The sequence below is a fragment of the Thalassospira sp. GB04J01 genome, assembly GCF_000751115.1.
Classification (GTDB): Bacteria; Pseudomonadota; Alphaproteobacteria; order Rhodospirillales; family Thalassospiraceae; genus Thalassospira; species Thalassospira lucentensis.
Window position 1 is genome coordinate 39,887 of the sequence record NZ_CCDX020000012.1, and the last position, 23,584, is coordinate 63,470.

Consider the following 23,584-nt stretch of genomic DNA (forward strand, 5'->3'; position numbering starts at 1 on the left):
ACGCTTTGAACCTTTTCTGACATGCCCAAGGCACTCAAACCGATTACGTGCATCATTTGAAAAAAAGCAGCCCCGCACGAACACGTGCGGGGCTGCTTTGCTTAAATGGCCTGCGACTTACATGCCCGGCATGATCACGGCATCAATGACGTGGATCACACCGTTATCGGCCTCGATATCGGCCGAGGTAACGGTTGCACCGTCAACCATCACGCCGTTCATGGCATTCACATCAATGGTGTCGCCCTGAACGCTTTTGACCATCATTTCCTTGCCTGCGATATCCCCTGACATCACTTTGCCCGGCACAACGTGATAAGTCAGAACGGCCACAAGCTTGTCTTTGTTCTCCGGCTTGAGCAGATCCTCGACCGTACCGGCGGGCAATTTGGCAAAGGCCTCATCGGTTGGTGCAAATACCGTGAACGGACCTTCACCCTTTAAGGTATCGACCAAACCTGCGGCCTTCACTGCGGCAACCAGTGTCGTGAACGATCCGGCAGATACCGCCGTATCGACAATGTCTGCGGCCTTGGCCGACATTGCGCCAAAGGTCAAAGTCGCACCGGCAACAACTGCAAGAACGTTTTTTTTGAACGCACGCATCTCTCAAACTCCTGTAAGTTTGTTATGTTGAACATTGCTGTTCGAAATTACGCTGTCGGGATGCTTACGGCGCCGTCATGACGATCAGTTCATTCATATGATTGTGATCATCTGCCGGTAATCCGTTTGTGCCATCGGACCGTATCTGCGGCCTTGCGATCGCGGGTATAATTATCACTGCATGTCGGGCGACTGCGATGATATGCTCAAGCTTCGCCATCGCCTCAAGCGACCTTGAATATGACGGAGATTCTCAAATGAATGCCAATGCGCGGATCACCATTTCCTGCAATGACCGGGTCGGTCTTGTGTCCGACATCTCTGGCCGTATTTTTGACATCGGCGCCAATCTGGGACCGACATATTTTGCCCTTGAGGATGGCATGGCAAAATTCGAAACCAGCTGTGAGTTGCCAGACAGCTGCCCGGTGAGCGAATGCGCAACCGCACTGAACGCGCTGTCACTGGAAAATGCGGATATCAAGGTGGAAGAAATCGTTGCCATCCCGGAACTCACCACCGCCCCTGGCGCAACCCACATGATCGAATGTTCCGGCATTGACCAACCCGGCCTAATCGCCCGGCTTTCGGAAATATTTATTGAATATAACGCCAACATCGTGCGCCTTGCCGCCTCAAGCACCGATGAAAAGGACGCACGCATCTACACCACCCGCTTTGCCGTTGCCATCGCCCCGGAACGGGCCAGCAACTGTCTGGCAACGCTGGCCAATACAGCCGGATCGATGCGGTTGGTATTTAAGTTTGACGAGCTTTAAGGGGCACGCCCCGGCTCAGCCAAGAACATCGTCATCTGCAAAATAGAAATTGCTGCTGTCCAAATCTGATTTTTCAACGCCGTCAAGCACCACACCATAAGTGTGTCCGCGACCATTGCTAAAATCGATATAGACCCCATCCTCGGTCTGCTCGGCATGCGCCAGCACGTCACTAATATCGTGAATGCCGCTTTTGTCCTGAAACTCAGAACCAAGTGCGATACGGTCCCCATAGCGCCCAACCTGAAAATCACCTATCCGGTCGCGCTCAGGCCCGTCTTCGTACTCATTCCAAACGAATGTATTGGCTCCGCCGCCATCGTGACGTCCTTCGGTTCCGCCCAGAAGATAGTCATTCCCGTCACCACCTTCGATGGTATCCGCGCCATAAGCCCCGATCAGAAAGTCATGTCCGCCACCGCCAGAAATGACATCGTCGCCAAACCCGCCATATATTTCGTTGCGGTCCTGATTTCCAATCAGGAAATCGTCTTCTGCGGATCCGATGATGTGGGTGAAATTGGAAATGACATCCCCTTGCGCATCCCCGCCATAAACAACATCGGTTTCGATATTGGCATAGACGCCCTCTGAACCCGTGCTCAGGGTCTTTTGATACACCAGCCAGTTTTCGCCATCTCCACCATCAAGAACATCCGCACCGACACCACCTTCGATCCAGTCGTCATCCGCCCCGCCAAGCAAAATGTCATTTCCGGCACCGCCGTTAAGCACATCCTTTCCGTCACCGCCAAGGATGGTATCGTCACTGATGGTGACACTTACCGGGGCAGGTCCGTAGTAGCCGTCACCGGCCAGTTGATCATTACCATCGCCACCAATGATCAAATCATCACCGGCATAGCCATCAATATCGTTGTTCGTGTCGCTGCCAATCAAAACGTCTTTGAACGACGATCCATAGACATCTTCAATGCTTGAAAATACATCCCCGTCCGCCTCAGCACCACTGACTTGCGATGTCGCAAGATTGAGGTAAACCCCCGAAGACGCGTCACGATAGTCGATCCGGTCCTGCCCGTCACCGCCGACCATAACGTCCCGGCCCGGCCCGCCATTGAAATAATCATTCCCGCTGGTGCCCAGCATCGTGTCATTCCCGGCATCCCCATATAGCGCACCACCGTCACCGCGCGCCTCAAGCAGGTCATCCCCGCCCCCGCCATGCAGGTAAACGTCATTATAAAGGCCACTTGCCCCCACCAAATGATCGTCATAACTCGAACCATGAACGGTAAGGCCACGCACACTTAAAAATACGTCGCCGTCGGCATCCCCGCCGTCAAAATGGCCGGCATCGAAATCAAGATGGACAGCTTGGGGCGAATGCGCATATGTCACCGCCCCCGACGTCAGATCAAACTGATCTGCACCAGCCCCGCCTTCCACCAGTTTCCAATGACCACTAAACGCGTCGTCATATTTGGTTCCCGTGATGCTGATGTTGGCAAAATCGGCCTGAACATCGCTCCGATCAATATCACCCGCACCGTCACGAACATAGGTTGTGCCATCCCGATACAGATATGCGCGTTCAATCGCCACATCAGAAGCAGCGTAATCAAGCGTCACATCCTGCCAGTCTTCGGTCAGAACAAACGTATCCGATCCCGGCCCACCGATCAGGGTATCGCCAACACCAACCGCCTCAAGGCGATCATCGCCCCCAAGCCCGTATATCTGGTCAACGTCGGCAGTCCCGGTCAGGCTGTCATTCGCATTCGTTCCGATGATCTTGGCCAAGGTGTCCTCCTCTGGGTTGATCGGGCTTAACACCGCACCGATTACAGATCGTCAATCGGCAGCAGGCCATCATCGTCATCATCAAAAACGACATGCCCGGATGTCAGTTCATCAAGCGTGACCCCGTCAATCTGAAGGCCATAGCCATAGTGACGGCCATCGGCAAAATCGACATACACACCTGTTTCATTTTCGCTGGCGTGGTCCAGAAAATCATCGAAACTCTCAATCCCGCTTTTTTCCTGAAACGTTTTGCCAAAAACAAAACTGTCGCCCTGTTCACCGGTGTCAAAATCGGTAATGCGGTCGCGTTCAGCACCACCTTCAAAAACCGTCCATAAAAATGTATCTGATCCGGGCGCGCCATAGGCATCCCGACCATCACCGGTCAGAAGATCATTGCCATCCCCGCCTTCAAGGGTGTCATTGCCGCCACCGCCCGTCAGGACATCGTGGAAATCACCACCGCGCACATGATCGTCACCGTAAAATCCGTCCAGATGGTTGCGCCCGTCATCGCCGACAATCACATCGGCGACACCCGAACCACGCACATTTTCAAACCCGTCAAACACATCCCCATCGGCGGTGCCACCCGATGCGGTCCCGGTCGCAAGGTTAATCGTCACCCCTTCGGTACCGTTATCATTGTAATCAAGGGTATCCACCCCGGCCCCACCCGACAGGATGTCCTCGTCATCGCCACCGCTAAGGCGATCATTCCCATCGCCGCCAATCAGAATGTCATTGCCGTCCCGCCCGGTCAGGGTGTCATTGCCATCTCCGCCAAGGACGATGTCGTCACCGGACGTATCGCCAAGATAATCACCATATAGAAAATCGTCACCGTCCCCCCCGATCAGAAGGTCACTACCGCCCCGCCCCCAAAGAACATCGCTTTGATCACTGCCAATCAGGGTGTCGTCAAATTCGGTGCCATAGACGACTTCAATGTTGCGCAGCACATCCCCCTCGGCCTCACCGCCAACACCTGTGCCGGTTGCAAGATTGACGTGGACCGCATCCGCGGCATTTTCACCCTCATAAAAGACGGCATCCCGGATGCCCGAGCCACCGTCCAACACATCCGCCCCGGCCCCGCCGGTCAGCCGGTCATTTCCGCCCCCGCCAACCAGTGTATCGTCCCCGTTTCCACCAAACAGGGAACTGATGCCATCATTGCCAATCAGCGTGTCATCGCCATCCATGCCATACAGCGTACTGTTTGCCGTGGTTTCATACAGAACGTCGTCACCATCTGTTCCAATAAGCGGCACCATCATGTCCTCCGTCAAAGGTTCGCAAACAGGGATTGGATTGGAATTTCGATCTGAATCAATGCCGTCGTCTTACGCGCAGCTATCCAAGATAATCGGCGAAAATGACATTGTCGGGCGTCAATTCGTCGACTGTCATGTCATCGATTTGCACCCCATAGTCGTAATGCCGCCCATTGGCAAAATCGATATAGACGCCGTCTTCATTATCGCTGGCGTGTTCAAGGAAATCATCGAAGTCCTCGATGCCGCTTTTTTCCTGAAACGTTTTCCCAAACATCAAATGATTGCTGTATTCCCCGGCATCGGGATTGAAATCGGTGATGCGGTCGCGTTCAGCCCCGCCTTCAAACACACGCCAAACGAACGTCCCGCCGGTTAGAAGGTCATTGCCATCGCCCCCTTCGACCCATTCGTCTTGACCATGCCCACCATTAAGAACGTCATGCCCGTCACCGCCAAAAACATGGTCATCGCCCGTGCCGCCATTGATCACATCCCGGCCAGCACCGCCCGAGATGTAATCATCGCCGAACCCGCCGTTCATAACGTCATCACCGTTACCGCCAAACAGAGCGTCATCGGCGACATCGCCCTTGATCACGTCATCACCATTCCCACCCCAGATAGAGGTCGGGTCCGGCTCAAAGAAATCATCGTAATAAATGTTATTGGCGATCAGCGTATCATTGCCTTCCCCACCATAAAGGTGGTCCCCACCATCATTGCCATACAGGGTATCGTCGCCATCCCCACCATCAAGCGTATCGCGGCCACCCATGCCGTGCTGCTGGCCATGCAAGATGTCATCCCCCGCCTCGCCATAGACAAATGTGCCCGAAAGGGTGTCGTTGCCCTCCCCGCCATAGATCGAATCATATCCGTAAAAGCCGTCGATGACGTTGTCGCCGTCATTGCCGATCAAAACGTCCGAATGGCGCGACCCAAAAATGTTTTCGACATCGGTAATAACGTCACCTTCGGCATGGCCGCCACTGACAATCGCCGCACCATCCGTCAACTCGACATGAACACCTTCGTTGGAATGAATGAATGTGACCTCATCCTGACCGGCACCGCCATTGATGAAATCGGCCCCCGACCCGCCATTCAATGTGTCATCACCGCCATGGCCCAGCAGTGTATCATTGCCCCACTCACCCCAAAGTTCATTGGAACGCCCGCTCCCGACAAGGAAATCGTCCCCACCAGCACCTTTGAGGATCCCGCCGCGCACCTCACCGGCAATCAAGGTGTCGTCATGATTGGATCCACGCACATTAAGATCGGGGGTTTCTTCAGTCTCATCAAGAATCGAAATCTGATCGCCGTTCGCATCGCCACCAACACCGGTCATACTGTCCTGATCGAAAATGACACCTTCTGGTGACCTGACATATGTGACTGTTGGCTCATAAGGATAGAACTGTTTGATGTCGCGATAATCAAAAACGATCGTGTCGGCACCACCCCCGCCATCAACGGAATAAAGTTCGCCTTGAATATGGTCATCATGATCGGAACCGGTGATGTTGAACTCTTGCTGGGAGTAATAATTGTCGTTGTAAAGCTCTAACGTATCGCCCTCGGCATCCCCGCCATGTCCGGTAAGCTCGATATCGCGGGTCTCGCGATCATCATTATAGTTATTATAAAACTCGATATGAACGGGGTCGTCTGATAGCTCATAGGAAAGCGTATAATCCTCATTATGCAGGGTAATAAACGTATCCGCCCCGGCACCACCGATAACCGTGTCTCCACCGCCGACATAGATGGTGTCATCGCCTTCTAGTCCGTAAACAGTGTCACTGGTCCATTCGTTCCGAATCACGTCGTCTTGATTTGTACCGATGATGCGCGCCATTGGAATCCTCCATAAATAATGAAAAGACTCCAAAAGACTAACACCACAAAACTAATCGTAAAACGATAATAACAATAAATATATTGAACCAATAATTGTGTATTTTTACTTCAAATTTGAATTAATATTCTTCTAAATATCATTCAAATACTGAACATTTTCTTATATTCAGATGGAAATTCGATTGCGTCCAGCTTGCTTGGCCTCGTAAAGCTTCTGATCGGCGCGCTTCAAAACCGCCCAAGGGTCTTTTACATCCTCGTCAATTTCCGAAAGACCGACTGAAATCGTCACCGATACGGTTTTGTTCTTCTCGGGCACGGTGATTTTATTCTCGGCAATCCGTTTGCGCAGAGCCTCAAGCGGTTCATGGACTTTTTCTGCCGTGCGCCCGGCAAAGACAACCGTGAATTCTTCCCCGCCGTATCGGAACGCCTTGCCGCCCCCGCCAACACGGGCCAACTCACGCGCGACCTTTTTCAGGACAATATCGCCAACGTCATGCCCATAGGTGTCATTGAACTTTTTGAAATGATCAACATCAAGCATGGCGATCGCATACTGGCTACCAAGTTCCGCCATGGCATGGCCAAGGGCACGCCGTCCGGAAAGTCCGGTCAAATCATCAACAAACGCCATCCGCCACACTTCCTGCGCCAATCCGGCCAGTACCACGGCAGTCGCCGCCAGATAGCCATATTGTATCGCCCCCGGTCCCATCACCGTTGCCACCGTGATGGCAATGATTGCCGCAGCAAAGCTTGTCTCAAGCGGCTTATGACGGATCAACAACAAGACCACCGCAACCACGGAAAGGATCATGGCCGGATGCGGCATGACCGACAGAAACCCGCCATCATTTATGAACCGGGTATCGAGTATGCGATAAAGTGCCAAGCCAACATCAGGCTGCCCTGCCAGCATCAACATGACAAAAATCTGCAACCCCAGCACCAGCATCCGTGCAATGCCACGCGGGTTTAAAACACCACGCTCCGCCGTAAAACCAAGGATCAACAAGTTGGCCGGGATCACATACAGGGTCGCAATGCGTAAAAAGGCCATCCCATCGGGCGAAAAACCCGCCCCATTACCCACCAAAAGCCAGTAACACACCAACAAAAGCAGCATGACAAAAACCGCGCGCCCACGGTTGAACCACCATGCGATGGCCCCGCCCAGCCCAGCCAGAAGAAACGGGCCATACCGCACCAGCCCGGAAAGTTCAGCCGGCACAAGGCTCGGTGATATCGCCAGCACCAAACAGGCCCCCATGATCAACAATGGGGCCAGTCCGACGGAAACAAGGGTGGAATAAGCGCGACGCATGGGTCGTTTGATACTACCTGCAGATGGGGCAACGCGTGTTGGGAAACGATCCCGAACCATGATATCGGCGGTAATCTAACGGCTGTTGGGTTAAGGGGCTATTGCTTTGTCCTTCGTAGTTGCAGTTTTTCTTATTCAGCATCGGTCTGCACCCAAAGCACAATACGACCCGGTGTTTTTAAGCTTGCCAGCATTCGCATCTGCACCATAAATTGAAACCCAGCCTACTGCGACGCACAATGATCGCAGAAAAGCAGACTGTCACGGCGGCCACGGTACGATCCCGAAAACGGGACGCAATAACACGCCACAAGAATACGACAAAGGCATCGCACGGCAATCTTGCCGACGCGTTGCCGTCTTGAAATGACAGGTTTTGGAGAAACGTTATCATGAGCTTCACAACACCGACCCCGGCCCCCGCGCGCCTGAACCGGTCCGAGCTTGCCGTTCCCGGCAGCCGCATCGAACTGTTTGAAAAGGCCGCCAAATCAAAAGCCGACGCCATTTTCCTTGATCTCGAAGACGCGGTTGCGCCCAGTGACAAGGAACAGGCGCGCAAAAACATCATCGCTGCGATCAATGACATTGATTGGGGCAACAAGGTGCTGTCGGTGCGCATCAACGGGCTTGATACACATTATATGTACCGCGATGTTGTCGACGTTCTTGAACAGGCAGGCGACCGGCTTGATCTGATCATGATCCCCAAGGTTGGAACGGCCGCGGATGTCTATGCCCTTGATATGATGGCGACCCAGATCGAAACCGCAAAAGGGCGCAAAAAACGCATCGGGTTTGAACTGATCATTGAAACCGCCCTTGGCATGCAAAACATCCACGAAGTCGCCGCCGCCTCACCGCGCAATGAAAGCCTGCATTTCGGGGTGGCTGATTACGCCGCCTCGACCAAGGCCATGACAACCGGCATTGGAGGCCCGAACCCGCATTATGGCGTTTTGACCGATAAGGACGGCGACAAACCACGCGATTACCATTGGGGTGACATGTGGCATTACGCCATTGCCCGGATGGTGGTTGCCGCCCGTGCCAATGGCCTGCGCCCGATTGATGGCCCGTTTGGGGACTTTTCCGATCCGGATGGGTACCGCGCACAGGCCGCGCGCGCCATGGTGCTGGGCTGCGAAGGCAAATGGGCCATCCACCCCAGCCAGATCACGCTTGCCAACGAAGTCTACTCCCCGTCAGACGCCGAAGTCACCAAGGCCAAACGCATTCTTGAAGCCATGGCAAAGGCTCAGGTCGAAGGCGCCGGTGCCGTTGCACTCGATGGTCGCCTGATTGATATCGCATCCATCAAACAGGCCGAAGTCATGGTCAGGCAAGCAGACGTCATTGCGGCACTTAACGAAAGCTGACGACCAAATCGCCCGCCATAACGCCCGTTAAACTCAAAGGGGCGCCATTGTCTGGCGCCCCTTTGTGATGTCTTGCATCAGGTCCGGCTGTCACACCGCGAAGTTTCCGACTACTCCGGAATGGCCTCAAAGGTGATCTTGCCAATCGCCTTGCCGCTTTCAAGCAGCGCATGCGCCTTTCTCAGGCTTTCCGGCGTCAGCGGACCAAAGTTTTCAGAGGCCGTATTTTTGATCACACCGTCGTCAACCAGTTGGGCGACGGTGGCCAACAATTTATGTTGTTCGATCATATCGGGCGTTTCAAACATCGACCGGGTAAACATGAATTCATAGGAAAAGCTGGCGGATTTCGCCTTGAGCAAATCCACATTATGCTCTTTCGATGCTTCGGTAATCGTCACGATCCGTCCCTGCGGGGCAATGATTTCGGTCATCACGTCAAAATACTGATCGGTTTCAGATGTGCAGAAAATGTAATCAACCGCAGCAACATCAAGGGCGACCAATTCATCCTTAAGCGGACGGCGATGATTGATCACCTGATCCGCACCCAGTTTTTTGACCCAGTTGGTGGTCTCATCGCGCGATGCGGTGGCAATCACGTTCAACCCGGCCAGCTTGGCAAGCTGGATCGCGATGGAGCCAACGCCCCCCGCACCACCAATGATCAGGATGGTTTTGCCTGCATTGGCATCGGTTGCAGTACGATCAATCAACAGTCGGTCAAACATCGCCTCCCAGGCGGTGATCGTCGTCAACGGCAAGGCCGCCGCCGCTGCGAAATCAAGCGATTTGGGCTTTGGCGCAACAATGCGTTCATCGACAAGCTGAAATTCGCTGTTTGACCCGGAACGGGTTACATCGCCCGCATACCAAACCTCATCGCCCGGACGAAACAGGGTGACGTCTTCGCCAACGGCCTCAACCACGCCGGCCGCATCCCAGCCAAGCACGGTAAATTCACCTTCCTTGGCCCGACCCTTACGTACTTTAAAATCAACCGGGTTCACCGCGACACCCTTTACCCGCACCAGAATATCGCGACCTTCGGCGGTCGGCGTGTCGGTTTCAATCTGGGTAAAAAGGCCCGGCGTCTCGACCGGGGCAGGTTTGTTAATACCAATGGATTTCATATTTGTATTCCTTGTAACGCACGTTTGATTTGTGAATGCGCCGACGATACCTCACAATGCCCTCAATAAGAAGTACGCACAATTTCGACCAATAGTGTCATTTTGTATACTAATGGACTTTACTGCGGATTTCAGAGCATCAGGAGATTAAATATGGACCGTTGCGCACCCAATCGCAGCCCCGGCTGCCCGGTGGAAGGCGCACTTGATGTCATTGGCGGCAAGTGGAAAGGCGTTGTGATGTACCATCTGCTTGATGGCACCAAACGCTTTAACGAACTGCACCGTATGATGCCGGGTGTCACCCAGCGGATGCTCACCCGTCAGCTGCGTGAGCTTGAGGCAGACGGACTGGTACATCGCGAAGTCTATGCCGAAGTTCCGCCCCGGGTTGAATACAGCCTGACGGCAAAGGGCGACACCCTCCGCCAGATCATTCTCGCCCTTAAGGCATGGGGCGAAACCCATGTGCCCTATTACGCGCACGACAAAAAAGAGCAGCCCCAAACCGCCCATGCCTGACCGTCGCAAAAACGCGACTTCTTAGCGCTTTATGGAATGAATAATCTGAATACTGGACGTCATGGGGCAACCGTGTGCAAACTGTCATTATGTTTTGTGGAACATACGCCATAATTCTTACGTAAACGGAAAATATGTGTAACGGCTCCCTCAACGCTTGACGTAGCGGGCCGATACACTATGTTCCGGCCCATTGTTTCCCAGTCGGATATGATGCCCTGATGCATAACTTCCTCGATTTTGAAAAACCGATCGCCGAACTTGAAGGCAAGATCGAAGAACTCCGTCATCTTACCGGTAATGACGAAGTCAATATCGCAGATGAGGTCGCACGCCTGCAGGATAAGCTGACCAAACTGCTGCAAGGCACCTATGGAAAGCTGACCCCGTGGCAAAAGACGCAAGTTGCACGCCATCCTGATCGGCCGCATTTCACCGACTATATTGGTCATCTTTTCGAAGATTTCACCCCGCTTTCCGGTGACCGCCTGTTTGGTGAAGACGAGGCCATCATCGGTGGTCTTGCCCGTCTTCAGGGCCGCAGCGTGATGGTGATTGGCCACGAAAAAGGTCACGACACCGAAACCCGTGTAAAACACAATTTCGGCTCGGCCCGCCCGGAAGGCTACCGCAAGGCGGTTCGCCTGATGCGCATGGCAGAACGGTTTAACATCCCGGTGGTCACACTGGTCGATACCGCCGGCGCCTTCCCCGGTGCGGATGCCGAAGCACGCGGTCAGTCAGAAGCCATCGCACGGTCCATCGAAACCTGCCTTGATATCAAGGTGCCATTGATTTCGATCGTCATCGGCGAAGGTGGATCGGGTGGTGCCATTGCACTTGCTGTCGCAAACACCGTTTTGATGCTTGAAAACTCGATCTATTCGGTGATCTCACCAGAAGGCTGTGCATCGATCCTGTGGCGTTCAGGCGACGAGGCCAAAACCGCTGCCGAGGCCCTGCGCCTTACCGCACAGGATTTGCTTCAGCTTGGCGTGATTGATGACATCATCCCGGAACCGCTTGGCGGCGCACAGCGTTCACCGGCCGAGGCATGCAAACGTGTTGGTGCTGCCATCATCAAGGCCCTTGAAAGCATGGATGACGTCGAAGGCGGCGTTCTTAAAGCCCGCCGTCGCGACAAGTTTCTTGAAATGGGCCGTAAAGGCCTGAACTGATTTTTTCATTCAGGACGCAGACCACCATCAGGTGACTGCGTCCTGTTGTCATTTCATCCGGCGTTGTCTGCCGTCGGTGATATCCGGCAAGCCCGCGCCAATTTCCGACCCTGTCGGGAGGCACCAGACCATGTTGCGCCGGTTTATTGAATCCAGCCGTTTTCAGAACTTCATTACGGCTGTTATTGCCCTTAACGCCATCATTCTCGGGCTTGAGACATCCTCAACAATCATGGATGTGGCGGGGCCGTTCCTGCATGCACTTGATCAGATCGCGGTCGCAATTTTTGTCGTCGAATTGGCGATGAAGCTTTTTGTTTACCGCCTTTCGTTCTTTAAGCGGTCCTGGAATGTTTTCGATTTCACCATCGTTGCCATTACGCTCCTGCCCGCCGGACAGGGGCTTTCGGTACTACGCGCCTTGCGTATTTTGCGCGCATTCCGCCTGATATCGACGGTTCCCTCCATGCGCAAAGTGGTCGAAGCCCTGATGCGGGCCATTCCCGGCATGATTTCGGTTCTGACCCTATTGTCGCTGGTGTTTTATGTTTCTGCCGTCATGGCGACCAAACTGTTTGGCGCAGGCTTCCCTGAATGGTTCGGGTCCATCGGGGCGTCGCTGTATTCCCTGTTCCAGATCATGACCCTTGAAAGCTGGTCGATGGGCATTGTCCGTCCGGTGATGGAATCCTATCCGCATGCATGGATGTTCTTTGTGCCATTCATTCTGGTGACAACGTTTGCGGTTTTGAACCTGTTTATCGCGATTGTGGTTGATGCCATGTCGACCCATGTCGATGTTGAAGGGTCCCAGACTCGCGACGAGATCGAAAGTGATCACGGTGAAATCATGAATGAACTTCGCGAACTGCGTCAGGAACTCGCCAAACTCAACGCCCGCGTGGAACGTGACGAAAAGGCACCCGAGATAAAATAACGGTCCCGGCCCCCACCTTAACCGACATCGGGTCAGCCTTTCCGCTGCCGAAAAACTTCAGGCTTTTCTGATAAAGCGCGTGTTTCAGCTATCCTGCGGTTTTGGTCATTGCACTGAACTTGAAAATTTCTGCCATGCAGCCCCCGGTCCGGTCGGTGATGGTGCCAGATATCTGATTTTTTGCATCACGTGATCACGGGCGATTGCGCGTCTGATACTGGCTGCTTTGTGCGACGCCATGGCATTTTCCAAACAAATTAATTCATCTTTCTGGAATGTTGCTCTAGTCTTTCGTCAAAAGGTCGGGAGAATGGGGAAAATGAAGCTTACTTTTGCGGGGACAGGGTCGGCATTTTGTATGGCAGCCGACAACTTTCAGAGCAACATGGTTCTGGAAACCACCCCGTCGGGTGACGAACAGCCAAAACGCCTGCTGATTGACTGCGGTTCAGATGCACGTCATTCGCTGCGTAAACTTGGCTGTATGCCAAATGACTTTGAGGCCGTCTATATCAGCCACCTGCATTCAGATCACATTGGTGGTCTGGAATGGATGGCGCTTGCCAACTATTTCATCTTTGACGGGCACCGTGTCGGTCTGATCACCGCACGCGAGCTTATCGAACCGCTATGGGAACATTCGCTTCGCGGTGGTCTGGAAACCAGCGACCACGGCAACAGCACGCTGTCCTCCTATTTCGATGTTATCGCTCTTGAACCCGAAGACGGGTTTGAATGGCAGGGTCTGAAGTTTGATGTCATCCCGGTGGCCCATGTCGTGACCGAGGAAAAAACCATGTTTTCCTTCGCGCTGTTCGGGCACGCAAAAGACAAAAGCTTTTTCCTGACAACAGATGCGATATTCGATCCTGATGCACATATGCCCTTCTACAAAAAGGCAGATATCATTTTTCAGGATTGCGAATTAGGCCCACGTCGTTCAGGTGTACACGCCCATTATGATCAACTTGTCACGCTCCCTGCCGATGTAAAGGCAAAGATGTGGCTGTATCATTATCAGGCATATGATAAGCCCGATGCCAAAGCAGACGGTTTTTGCGGATTTATCAGCCCGGAACAAAGTTTCGACCTTGGCTAATTCCACGTCTGGTTGGTAATCTGCGCGATAACAATAAACAGCGAGCAATCGGAACAATTTGTTCCTGACCAACAAAACGGGACGCGCGAATGCCAAAATCGGTTTTTGCCTATATCTGGCGATATAGCCGCCTGCAACAGATCATCCTGACTTTGGTGACGCTGTTTTCATTTCCGTTTCTGTATTATTCCCTCGACCTGCCCAAACTGATCGTCAACGAAGCGATCGGCGGCGCGGGATCGCCCTATGACGTTCTCGGGGTCGAACTCGATCAGATCGAATATCTGTTTGCCCTGTCGGGAATTTTCCTCGCCCTTGTTTTCGTCAATGGCGGGTTCAAATATTTCATCAACGTCTATGTCGGCGTGATGTCCGAAAGACTGTTGCGCCGGTTGCGTTATAACCTGTTTGAACGGGTGTTGCGGTTCCCGTTGCCGCATTTTCGCAAAACCAGTCAGGGCGAAATCGTCTCGATGATTACGGCCGAGGCCGAACCGCTTGGCGGTTTCTTTGGCGAGGCATTTTCGCTCCCCCTGTATCAGGGCGGTATTCTGGTCACGATTTCGGCCTTTATCTTTATTCAGGACCCGTTGATGGGTCTGGCGTCCATCGCGTTTTATCCATTGCAGGGATATTTGATCCCGAAATTGCAAAAACGCGTCAATCTGCTGGGTAAGCAGCGGGTACAGAATGTCCGCCGGATGTCCGAACATATTGGCGAGGCCGTTGGCGGTGCCACCGACATTCGTGCCAACGAAACCCACGGGTTTGAACTCACCCACTTTACCCAGCGTTTGGGCCGGATTTTTGAAATCCGCAAGGAAATCTATTTCCGTAAATTCTTTATCAAATTTCTCAATAACTTCATCGCCCAGATCACCCCGTTCTTCTTCTATTCGATTGGCGGCTATCTGGTGATTATCGGCGACCTGAGTTTCGGCGCACTGGTCGCAGCCCTTGCCGCCTACAAGGATATGTCCGCCCCCTGGAAGGAACTTCTGGCCTATTATCAGCGCCTTGCCGACGCGCGGATTAAATATGACCAGCTCCACGAACAGTTCGAACTGCCCGATCTGTCATCTGAACATCAACTGACCGTGCCGCTGTCACCGCGCCTGAATGGCCCGCTTGATGTGACGGCGCTGTCATGGATTGACGATGACGGAACCCGCGTTGTTGAAAATGTGTCGTTTAACATGCCCCTTCCGGGTACTGCCCTTCTGACCGGCTCTGCCGACAGCGGCAAATCACAGGTCGCCCGATTGCTGGCACGGATTCTCGACCCTACAAGTGGTCGTATCCAGTTCAACGATATAGATGCCACCAATCTTCCGGCCGCCATCATCGGCCAACGTCTGGCCTATATCGGGAGTGATGCTTATCTGTTTAACGGCAGCATTTCAGATAACCTGCTGTATGGCCTGAAACATCGCCCGATCATTGTTGATCAGACAGCCGCCACCAGCGAAGAAGCCCCCAAAACGGGTGACAATGATAATGCTGTTACACGTGCTGACGAAAAAGACAAAACCGTTGCCAGCAAGTCCAAAGCATACAATGACCTGGTTGAGTTCCCGTTGCCGAACTTTGTCGATCAGATTGACATTTCAGACCCGGCAGCCCTGCCATGGCAATTCACCCGCGAGATGTATGACGAGGTCCAGCGTTCGGGCAACATTCCCTATGACCCGTCGGCGAACTGGATTGACTATGTCGGACCGGGCTTCTCATCGCGCGAAGAACTGCACGGTGAACTGATGCGTCTGCTTGAGGTTGTCGGTCTGGACCGCGACATCTATCGCATTGGTTTGCAACGCCGCGTTGATCCGGCCGAACATCCGGAACTGGTTGCATCGGTCCTGACTGTCCGACCACGCCTAAAGGAAATTCTTGATCAACGGCAATTGTCCGATCTTGTCGAACCCTATGACATTGAAAAATACAACGACAACGCACCGGTGGGCGTGAACCTTGTGTTTGGCACACCGTCGCAAACCCACTTTGAACGGTTTGAGTTCCTGTCTCATCCGTTCATGCAGCAAACCCTGCGCGACACCGGTCTTTATGAACGCATGGTCAGAATGGGCCGCGAAACACTTGATCTGATGATCGAACTGTTTACCGGCCTGCCCGCAGGACATGAGTTCTTTGACCGCTACAGTTTCGTTTCGGCCGATGAAATTCCCGAAGTTAAAAACATCCTCAAACGGACCGAAGGCGTTGCCTTTGACGACATCCGCAAAGAAGATCAATTGCATCTTCTCGATGTCGCCATGCAGTTGACACCGGCCCGTCACCGTCTTCGGGTGATTGATGACGATTTCCGTCAACTGGTGCTATCTGCACGTCCGAAATTCCACGAAAACCTGCCAGATTCACTGGCGAAATTCATCGATTTCTTCGATGGTGATGGCTACACCCCGGCCGCCCCGATCCTCGATAACTTGCTGTTTGGTCGCTTTGCCTATGGCCGTGCAAATTCCGAAGAACGCGTTGGCGAAGTCCTGTTTGAAATCGCCCATGAAGGCGGTCTTTACGAAGAACTTGTTGCTCTTGGCCTTGAAAGTCAGGTCGGCGTTGGCGGCAGCCGCGTCTCACAAACCCTGCGTCAGAAAATCGCCCTTGTCCGCGCCCTGATCAAAAATCCTGATCTGCTGGTGGTTGACGAAGGCCTGTCTGCGCTCGACCGTGAAACCCGCGAAAACGTCATCGCCTATCTCACCGGACAGAATGACAACACCAGTCTTCTGTGGGTGGATGGCGATGATAACGACAATGAAAAGTTCGATGCTTTACTGCATATGTCGAACGGAAAACTGGTTAAGCGCCGGGGTCAGTCCTCAGACGATCAAACGCCTGACATCACCGAATCCGACGAAGAAACGACTGTCGCCGATGGTGACATTGATCAGGAAGTCCGCCTGCTTCGCACCATTCCGCTGTTTGCCGGGCTTGATGCAAGCGTGGTCAAACTCCTCGCCTTTACCAGCCCGCGCCTGACCTTCAAACATGGTGAGGTTCTGGTCAAACAGGGTGATCCCGGTGATGCCGCCTATATCGTCATTTCCGGCCGTGGTGAAATCTGGCTGACCACCGACGAAATGCAGACCGTAAAACTGCGCGATGTGAACCCCAAGGAAGTGATCGGCGAAATCGCCCTTCTGGTCGATGCCCCCCGGTCCGCAACCATTCGTGCGGTCGAGGACATGACCGTTCTGAAACTCGACAAGGCTGAATTCCTTGGCCTGGTCAGACAGGATCAGGCGGTTGCCATCCAGTTGATCCGTGTTCTGGCTGACCGTCTCGACCAAACCACCAAACAGCTCAGCAGTAAAAACAACGATTAATCTAAGGCACCTTATTTGCAAAAAACGCAGCATCGGCTCCAACCAATGCTGCGTTTTTTATTGTGTTTGAGACAAACTATTTAGTGTTACGACATTTTGCGAATGGCCGCAGGTTTCCAGTTCTCTGGACGCTCGGTACTGCCATCCTCGGTAAAGGCACCAAGTGCGGCATACACGCGTGTTTCCGGTTTGGCTGGAACCATAACCTTGCTTTCAAGATAGCGCCAAAGATGACCTGAAACGGCCTTGCCATGATTACGACGATCAAACCGATAGGCCCGCGCTGTCGCCCGTCGATATGCCTCTGCCTGATGACGTTTGGAAATTCCCGGTGCTTCCGTCATCAGAGTGTAAAGGGCAAGAACCGACTCATAACGCGACCGCCCCTTTTGCGAAGATAACCGTCCCGGTGCCGCGTCCGGTAACAAGCCAACCGCACCTTTTAAATGCACACCGGCCCCGGTTCGAAACAAACGCAAGAACAACATCTGATCAGGCGACACCAACGCCTTGCTGCAGCCCCCTGCACGCAGATAGAATGCGCGTCCAATCAGCATCGATGTTGAATTGGCCGGGCAATTACGGATGAAAAAGCTAAGCCCATCATCAATACTTTGAAATTCTTCGGGCAAATCTGTGGCGGGTCGATCCAGTGGATCTTTATCGCCGCCAAACTGGAAATACTCCAGATCACCCCACGCGTGTTCCGTATTATGGCGCGTACATGCGGCCAAAAGGTTTCGTGTTGCATCGGGCGCTAACAAATCATCCCCGTCGCAAAACTTGATCCAGTCACCTGTTGCCGCCTCAACCCCGGCATCATGGGCAACCGACGCCCCCTGATTGACCTGACTGACAACCTTGACCGCAAAGCCTGCATCCTTGGTACATTCCTTGATCACCTCAACCGAACGATCCGTTGAACCGTCATCAACGAACACATATTCGCGTTCAAAGTCACCAATCTGCGCATCAAGCGATCTAATCACCAACGGCAGGTACTCTGCTTTGTTAAAAACCGTGACAACGAAGGAAACTTTGGTCATGCGGACTATTTCTTTATATGTTGGCAAAGGAAGTTTGAAGGTTTCGCACCTGACTGGACATCGGTCAACTCTTCCGCGTTAATCGGATCGGCAATTTAATTCATCTTCACACCACCCAAAGCACGGACCCCTACGTAACTTCATGAATAAAATCGCATCCATCCTGATTGCCTCTCTGTTTGCCATCGTCATGCTTGGCGGGTTTATCGCCCTTCTGGGCGGCAGTATCTTGGGGGGATTGATGTTTCTGATCGGCATTCCCTTTGCCTTTCCGATGTCAACCAGCATCGTCGTGCTGTTCTTTGCCGTGATCATTGTCCGGACTGTCATGGAAAAACGTCGTCAGAAACGCGAAATGCAGAAATACCTGAAATCCTCAGACGACTGATTCCCCTGCGTTTCACGCCTCTGGCAGAAGAAACATTCCTATTTGACCGGGCTCTGCCAAAAAAAACGCATCATTTGGCGCGCACTTCGGACACCTCCTCTTGCCACGCACTGATAACTTCCTTGCAGTTCAACAAACAAGCTGGTCGCAAACGCGTCAGCCCGTTTCAAGGAGGTTCCGATGTCGGCACAATCAAAAGAACAGCGTTGCGTATCCCTAAGCCAGCTCGCTGATCTGCGCCTTTTGCGCGAACATGCATACATTGATGGCCGCTGGTGCTCGGCCGACAACCTTCAGGTTATTGAAGTCACCAACCCGTTCGATGGCAGCTTCATCGGCACCGTCCCGAACATGAGCATCTTTGAAACCCGCAAGGCCATTGCCGCGGCCAAGGAAGCCTTCCCGGCATGGTCGGCCATGCTGCCACAGGACCGCGCAAGCGCACTTCGTCGCTGGCATGATCTTCTGCTCGAAAACAAGGAAGACCTGGCCCTTCTGATGACGCTTGAGCAGGGCAAACCGATTAATGAATCGCGCGGCGAAATTAACTACGCCGCAAGCTTCATCGATTTCTATGCCGAAGAAGCCAAACGCGTGAATGTCGAAAACATCACATCCCACCTTCCGGGCCGCAACATGTCGGTCAAACGCGAAGCCATCGGTGTGACCGCCGCCGTCACCCCATGGAACTTCCCGTGCGCCATGATCACACGCAAAGCCGCCGCCGCGCTGGCCGCAGGCTGCACCATGATTGTCCGCCCGGCCACCGAAACCCCGTTTTCCGCCACCGCATTGGCCGAACTGGCCGAACGTGCTGGCATTCCGGCCGGTGTCTTTAACGTTGTCACCGGCGATCCGAACCCGGTGGTTGGCGAGTTGTGCGGCAGTACCGATGTGCGCGCCCTGTCGTTCACCGGCTCAACCGAAGTCGGCCGTCTGCTGCTGTCGCAAGGCGCACAGACGATTAAGAAAATGTCGATGGAACTGGGCGGTCATGCGCCGTTCATCCTGTTTGATGATGTCGACCTCGACGAAGCCGTCGCCCACGCGATTAATGCCAAATTCGCCACCAGCGGTCAGGATTGCCTTGCGGCAAACCGCATCTTTGTCCAGCGCGATATCTATGACGAATTTCTCGACAAATACGCCAAGGCAATTGCCGAACTACGTGTCGGCAACGGCATTGAAGAATATGTCGAGATCGGCCCACTGATGCATGACCGTGCGGTTGCTAAATGTGACGAGCACGTCTCAGATGCACGTGCCAAGGGTGCGCGCGTTCTGACAGGTGGCAAGAAAATGGGCGGACTGTTCTATGCCCCCACCTTGCTTGCCGATGTGACCAAGGACATGCAAATCTACCGCGAAGAAACATTCGGCCCGGTCGCACCTGTCATGCCCTTTGACACCGAGGATGAGGTCATCGCACAGGCCAATGACAGCGAATATGGTCTGGCGGCATATCTGTTTACCAACGATCATGACCGCGCAAACCGGGTATCCAATGCGCTTGAATACGGTATGGTTGCGCTCAACTGTGTCAAAATCACCGGCGCACCGGTTCCGTTTGGCGGGGTAAAGCAATCTGGTCTGGGCCGCGAAGGATCGCGCCATGGCCTCGAAGAATTCACTGAACTCAAATACGTCTGCGCTGCGTTTAAACAGTAACGCGCGCCTCAGACACCACCGCATTCACATGGGAGAACAACAATGAATGTCATCAAAAACACCACGGCAGACCTGCAGGAAATGGACCGGGCGCACTTCATGCACCCGTCGACCCACATGCGCCAGCATGCCGATGGGGAAACCCCCAACCGCATCATCAACGGCGGCAAGGGCATTTACATCCATGACACCGAAGGCAAAGAAAGCCTCGATGCCTTCGCCGGTCTTTACTGTGTGAATGTTGGTTATGGCCGGACTGAAATTGCCGATGCGATCTATGCGCAGGCCAAGGAACTGGCCTATTACCACACCTATGTCGGGCACGGGAACGAGCCAGTCATTCGTCTGTCTGAGCGCATCGTCAAAAGTGCCCCCGAAGGCATGCAGCGCGTCTATTACGGCATGTCCGGATCGGATGCCAACGAAACCAACATCAAACTGATCTGGTACTACAACAACATCCGCGGCCTGCCGCAGAAGAAAAAGATCATCTCGCGCTGGCGCGGCTATCACGGCTCCGGGATCATGACCGGCAGCCTGACCGGCCTTGCCGCCTTCCACAACGCGTTTGATCTGCCGCGTGCGCCGATCCTGCACACCACCTGCCCGCACCATTACTGGAATGCCGAGGCCGGTGAAACGGAGGCCGAATTTGCCAAACGTTGCGCAGACGACCTTGAAAAAATGATCCTGCGCGAAGGCCCTGAAACCGTTGCCGCCTTCATCGGCGAGCCGGTCATGGGCACGGGCGGCATCATCACCCCGCCAGAAGGTTACTGGGCCGCCATTCAGGCTGTCCTGAACAAATATGACGTGCTTCTGGTCGCGGACGAAGTTGTCACCGCCTTTGGCCGTACCGGGTCTTACTTCGGCTCCATGCACTACGACATGAAACCCGACCTGATCACGATTGCCAAAGGTGTGACCTCTGGCTACCTGCCGCTTTCCGGTGTGATTGTTGGCGAACGTGTGTGGAAAGTTCTCGAACAGGGTTCGGACAAAATGGGCCCGATTGGCCACGGCTGGACCTATTCGGCCCACCCGGTCTGTGCCGCAGCCGCCAATGCCAACCTTGATATCGTTGACGGTGAAAACCTGACGGGCAATTCGGCCGAAACCGGTGGCTACATGCAAAAACGCATGCGTGAAACCTTTAGCGATCATCCGCTGGTCGGCGAAGCACGCGGTGTTGGCCTGATGGCCGCCCTCGAATTCGTTGCCGATAAAACCAAAAAAGAACGGTTTGATCCGAATGCGAAAATCGGGCCGCGCGTCTCGGCCGCCTGCCTTGAACGCGGCATGATCGCACGTGCGATGCCGCACGGTGATATCCTTGGCTTTGCACCGCCGCTGTGCATCACCAAGGCCGAAGTCGACAAAGTCATCGACATTGCCAAACAGGCTGTTGATGCGGTTGCCGACGAAGTTGCCGCAGGCAAATAATCGCGCCATAACGCAAAATATCCATACTTTTCAGGGGCCGGTCAGATGACCGGCCCCTGTTTTTATGCGCGCAAGGAATGCATCACGCGGCGACCGACTAGCATTCGGTAACGTATTTACCGTTTTTGCCTTTGGTCGACGAAACCGTGCAAGACCCGATCTGACTGCCAGATCCATTGATGATATTCAGCTTGATCTCGGCACCATCGCCCTCAGACCACCAGATACCGCCCCCGGAACCAATAAGGTTCAGCGTGGTCGAAGAACTGCTGGGGATTGCCGAAACGATTGTCGCATTATCGGCATTGCTGAGCGCCGCCTTCACGGTAACGGCCGCTTTATCGGGCGACTTCTCACCCCATTCAGCCGGGCTCATCGACACCCCATTGGGCGACAGAACCTCGGCATGTGCCGACGTCATAAACGTCCCCAAAAGCACGAACGCCATCATCACTGCGGGGAACAGAATATCCCGCAGCGCTTGAGAAAGATTGAAATCATTCACAGCCTTTTCCTTTCAAATGTGGACTGATCGCACCGGCCGACATGATGTTAACAGGTGCTCCATATCTGACGCATAAAGCCCCTCTGCTGTGAGAATCCTCAACGAATGTGCAGAACCCAAAACAAAAACCCCCGCAGAAAAATCTGCGGGGGTTTTGTGAAGTCGTTACGTGATAAAGGCGAAAGCCTTACATCGCGGTACCGAATTCTTTACGAAGCGCATCAAGAACTTCCTGGGTGTCGCCACCAACTTCGTCAACAAGGCTTGCGCCAATGCCTTTGGAAGCTTCTTTAAACGCGGCACGCTGTTCGTCATCAAGGCGAATGACCTTGATGTCAGGCTTGGCTTCCTTGATACGGTCAAGGGCTGCTTCGTTTGCCTTGGTCTGCGCATCATAGATGAAGTCATCAAGCTCAGCTTTGACCTCGGCAAGCATCTCTTTACGCTCATCTGACAGACCGGCATAGAAGTCAGCATTCGAGACCACGGTGGTGGTGTACTGCTGCTGACCGGCATAGATCAGATAGTCGGTAACTTCGTAGAATTTTGCACTTTCAACGAAGAAGATCGGGTTAACCTGTGCGTCGATAACGCTGGTCTGAAGACCCGAATAAACTTCACCCCACGGCAGGGCAACCGGATCAGCGCCAAAGGATTTATAGCTCTCGATCAGGATCGGAGAGGTCATGACACGGAATTTCACACCGTCGAAATCAGCCGGCTTTTCAACTTCTTTCTTGGTGGTCCAAACCATTTCCCCTTCCGGATACATGGTATAAAGCTTGAGACCCTTAGACTCAAAGTCCTTGCTCAGGCCGTCATAAATGGTCGGGCTGCCCGACAGGACTTTTTTGTTGACCTCATTGTCCTGCGACAACAGGTACGGCACGCCAAAGACCTGAATTTCAGGCACGAACGTCCCCAAATGGCCCGGCGATGCGTTCGAGAACTGAACTGCACCCGCAGCCGTCAATTCGGTAATGTCATTTTCCGTACCGAGCTGACCATAGGTGTAGATGGTCACGGACACGTCACCATCGGTCTTTTCTTCAACCAGGCGTTTGAATTCCTGTGCATACAGGTCCTGAACATCACCCGGGCTTTCTTCGTGGGCAAATTTCCATTCTTCTGCATGGGCGGCGGTTCCAGCTACTGCGAACAAAGCGGCAGCAGACAGGGTCGCCTTGAGGAGTTTGTTCAAACTCATATCGAAGTCTCCCTTATTGTACGCACAACGTCCGGGATCTGCCCGGTTACGGCGGCGTTATGATTGGCACATCAATTTTATGAACGTGCGAAGTGTTGAAATGTTCCTGC

The 23,584-nt window shown here is 53.6% G+C and carries 19 protein-coding genes; 10 read left to right on the forward strand and 9 right to left on the reverse strand.

Annotation, left to right across the window (positions count from 1 at the left end):
- Nucleotides 1–117: 117 nt before the first annotated feature.
- Nucleotides 118–606 (reverse strand): fasciclin domain-containing protein, encoded by a 489-nt coding sequence (locus tag AMM48_RS11595; RefSeq protein WP_102784172.1) that lies wholly within the window; start codon nucleotides 604–606, stop codon nucleotides 118–120.
- Between the two features lie 257 nt (nucleotides 607–863).
- On the opposite strand from AMM48_RS11595, the gene AMM48_RS11600 reads away from it, so the two are divergent.
- Nucleotides 864–1,385 carry an ACT domain-containing protein gene (locus AMM48_RS11600; protein ID WP_102784173.1) on the forward strand — a complete coding sequence of 174 codons (522 nt, stop codon included), beginning with the start codon at nucleotides 864–866 and terminating at the stop codon, nucleotides 1,383–1,385.
- A gap of 15 nt (nucleotides 1,386–1,400) precedes the next feature.
- On the opposite strand, the gene AMM48_RS11605 is transcribed toward AMM48_RS11600, so the two are convergent.
- The 4 genes from AMM48_RS11605 to AMM48_RS11620 form a co-directional block, all read right to left on the reverse strand.
- Entirely contained in the window at nucleotides 1,401–3,149 is a 1,749-nt protein-coding gene (locus tag AMM48_RS11605) for a calcium-binding protein (RefSeq protein WP_102784174.1), read from the reverse strand.
- Nucleotides 3,150–3,190: 41 nt separating this feature from the next.
- Nucleotides 3,191–4,429, reverse strand: a complete 1,239-nt coding sequence (locus tag AMM48_RS11610) for a calcium-binding protein (protein WP_102784175.1) — start codon at nucleotides 4,427–4,429, stop codon at nucleotides 3,191–3,193.
- 79 nt (nucleotides 4,430–4,508) lie between these two features.
- Nucleotides 4,509–6,293 (reverse strand): calcium-binding protein, encoded by a 1,785-nt coding sequence (locus tag AMM48_RS22500; protein WP_102784176.1) that lies wholly within the window; start codon nucleotides 6,291–6,293, stop codon nucleotides 4,509–4,511.
- A 168-nt stretch (nucleotides 6,294–6,461) separates the two neighbouring features.
- Complete coding sequence (locus tag AMM48_RS11620; RefSeq protein ID WP_102784177.1) at nucleotides 6,462–7,622, reverse strand: GGDEF domain-containing protein; 1,161 nt, start codon at nucleotides 7,620–7,622, stop codon at nucleotides 6,462–6,464.
- Nucleotides 7,623–8,014: 392 nt separating this feature from the next.
- Between AMM48_RS11620 and AMM48_RS11625 the strand changes: the two genes are divergently transcribed.
- Complete coding sequence (locus AMM48_RS11625; RefSeq protein ID WP_102784178.1) at nucleotides 8,015–9,001, forward strand: CoA ester lyase; 987 nt, start codon at nucleotides 8,015–8,017, stop codon at nucleotides 8,999–9,001.
- A 110-nt stretch (nucleotides 9,002–9,111) separates the two neighbouring features.
- On the opposite strand, the gene AMM48_RS11630 is transcribed toward AMM48_RS11625, so the two are convergent.
- Complete coding sequence (locus tag AMM48_RS11630) at nucleotides 9,112–10,134, reverse strand: zinc-binding alcohol dehydrogenase family protein (RefSeq protein ID WP_102784179.1); 1,023 nt, start codon at nucleotides 10,132–10,134, stop codon at nucleotides 9,112–9,114.
- 153 nt (nucleotides 10,135–10,287) lie between these two features.
- Here AMM48_RS11630 and AMM48_RS11635 point away from each other — a divergent pair, with 153 nt between their 5' ends.
- The 5 genes from AMM48_RS11635 (at nucleotide 10,288) to AMM48_RS11655 (ending at nucleotide 17,217) form a co-directional block, all read left to right on the forward strand.
- Nucleotides 10,288–10,656, forward strand: coding sequence for a helix-turn-helix domain-containing protein (locus AMM48_RS11635; protein WP_022734374.1), 369 nt, complete (start codon nucleotides 10,288–10,290; stop codon nucleotides 10,654–10,656).
- Between the two features lie 221 nt (nucleotides 10,657–10,877).
- Nucleotides 10,878–11,834 (forward strand): acetyl-CoA carboxylase carboxyltransferase subunit alpha, encoded by a 957-nt coding sequence (locus tag AMM48_RS11640; RefSeq protein WP_101302645.1) that lies wholly within the window; start codon nucleotides 10,878–10,880, stop codon nucleotides 11,832–11,834.
- A 130-nt stretch (nucleotides 11,835–11,964) separates the two neighbouring features.
- Entirely contained in the window at nucleotides 11,965–12,771 is an 807-nt protein-coding gene (locus AMM48_RS11645; protein WP_102784180.1) for an ion transporter, read from the forward strand.
- Between the two features lie 319 nt (nucleotides 12,772–13,090).
- Complete coding sequence (locus AMM48_RS11650) at nucleotides 13,091–13,870, forward strand: MBL fold metallo-hydrolase (protein ID WP_244271208.1); 780 nt, start codon at nucleotides 13,091–13,093, stop codon at nucleotides 13,868–13,870.
- 89 nt (nucleotides 13,871–13,959) lie between these two features.
- Nucleotides 13,960–17,217 carry an ABC transporter transmembrane domain-containing protein gene (locus AMM48_RS11655; protein ID WP_102784181.1) on the forward strand — a complete coding sequence of 1,086 codons (3,258 nt, stop codon included), beginning with the start codon at nucleotides 13,960–13,962 and terminating at the stop codon, nucleotides 17,215–17,217.
- A gap of 86 nt (nucleotides 17,218–17,303) precedes the next feature.
- On the opposite strand, the gene AMM48_RS11660 is transcribed toward AMM48_RS11655, so the two are convergent.
- Nucleotides 17,304–18,263 (reverse strand): glycosyltransferase, encoded by a 960-nt coding sequence (locus tag AMM48_RS11660; RefSeq protein ID WP_102784182.1) that lies wholly within the window; start codon nucleotides 18,261–18,263, stop codon nucleotides 17,304–17,306.
- A 142-nt stretch (nucleotides 18,264–18,405) separates the two neighbouring features.
- Between AMM48_RS11660 and AMM48_RS11665 the strand changes: the two genes are divergently transcribed.
- The 3 genes from AMM48_RS11665 to AMM48_RS11675 all read left to right on the forward strand — a co-directional run bounded on the left by AMM48_RS11665 (nucleotide 18,406) and on the right by AMM48_RS11675 (nucleotide 21,762).
- Complete coding sequence (locus tag AMM48_RS11665) at nucleotides 18,406–18,651, forward strand: hypothetical protein (protein ID WP_022734380.1); 246 nt, start codon at nucleotides 18,406–18,408, stop codon at nucleotides 18,649–18,651.
- A gap of 180 nt (nucleotides 18,652–18,831) precedes the next feature.
- Entirely contained in the window at nucleotides 18,832–20,319 is a 1,488-nt protein-coding gene (locus AMM48_RS11670; RefSeq protein ID WP_102784183.1) for an NAD-dependent succinate-semialdehyde dehydrogenase, read from the forward strand.
- 42 nt (nucleotides 20,320–20,361) lie between these two features.
- Complete coding sequence (locus AMM48_RS11675; RefSeq protein WP_102784184.1) at nucleotides 20,362–21,762, forward strand: aspartate aminotransferase family protein; 1,401 nt, start codon at nucleotides 20,362–20,364, stop codon at nucleotides 21,760–21,762.
- Nucleotides 21,763–21,859: 97 nt separating this feature from the next.
- On the opposite strand, the gene AMM48_RS11680 is transcribed toward AMM48_RS11675, so the two are convergent.
- Both AMM48_RS11680 and dctP read right to left on the reverse strand, forming a co-directional pair.
- On the reverse strand, nucleotides 21,860–22,267 hold the full coding sequence (locus tag AMM48_RS11680) for a hypothetical protein (protein WP_102784185.1): 408 nt from the start codon (nucleotides 22,265–22,267) through the stop codon (nucleotides 21,860–21,862).
- 187 nt (nucleotides 22,268–22,454) lie between these two features.
- Nucleotides 22,455–23,474, reverse strand: coding sequence for a TRAP transporter substrate-binding protein DctP (gene dctP / locus AMM48_RS11685; protein WP_102784186.1), 1,020 nt, complete (start codon nucleotides 23,472–23,474; stop codon nucleotides 22,455–22,457).
- Nucleotides 23,475–23,584 lie beyond the last annotated feature (110 nt).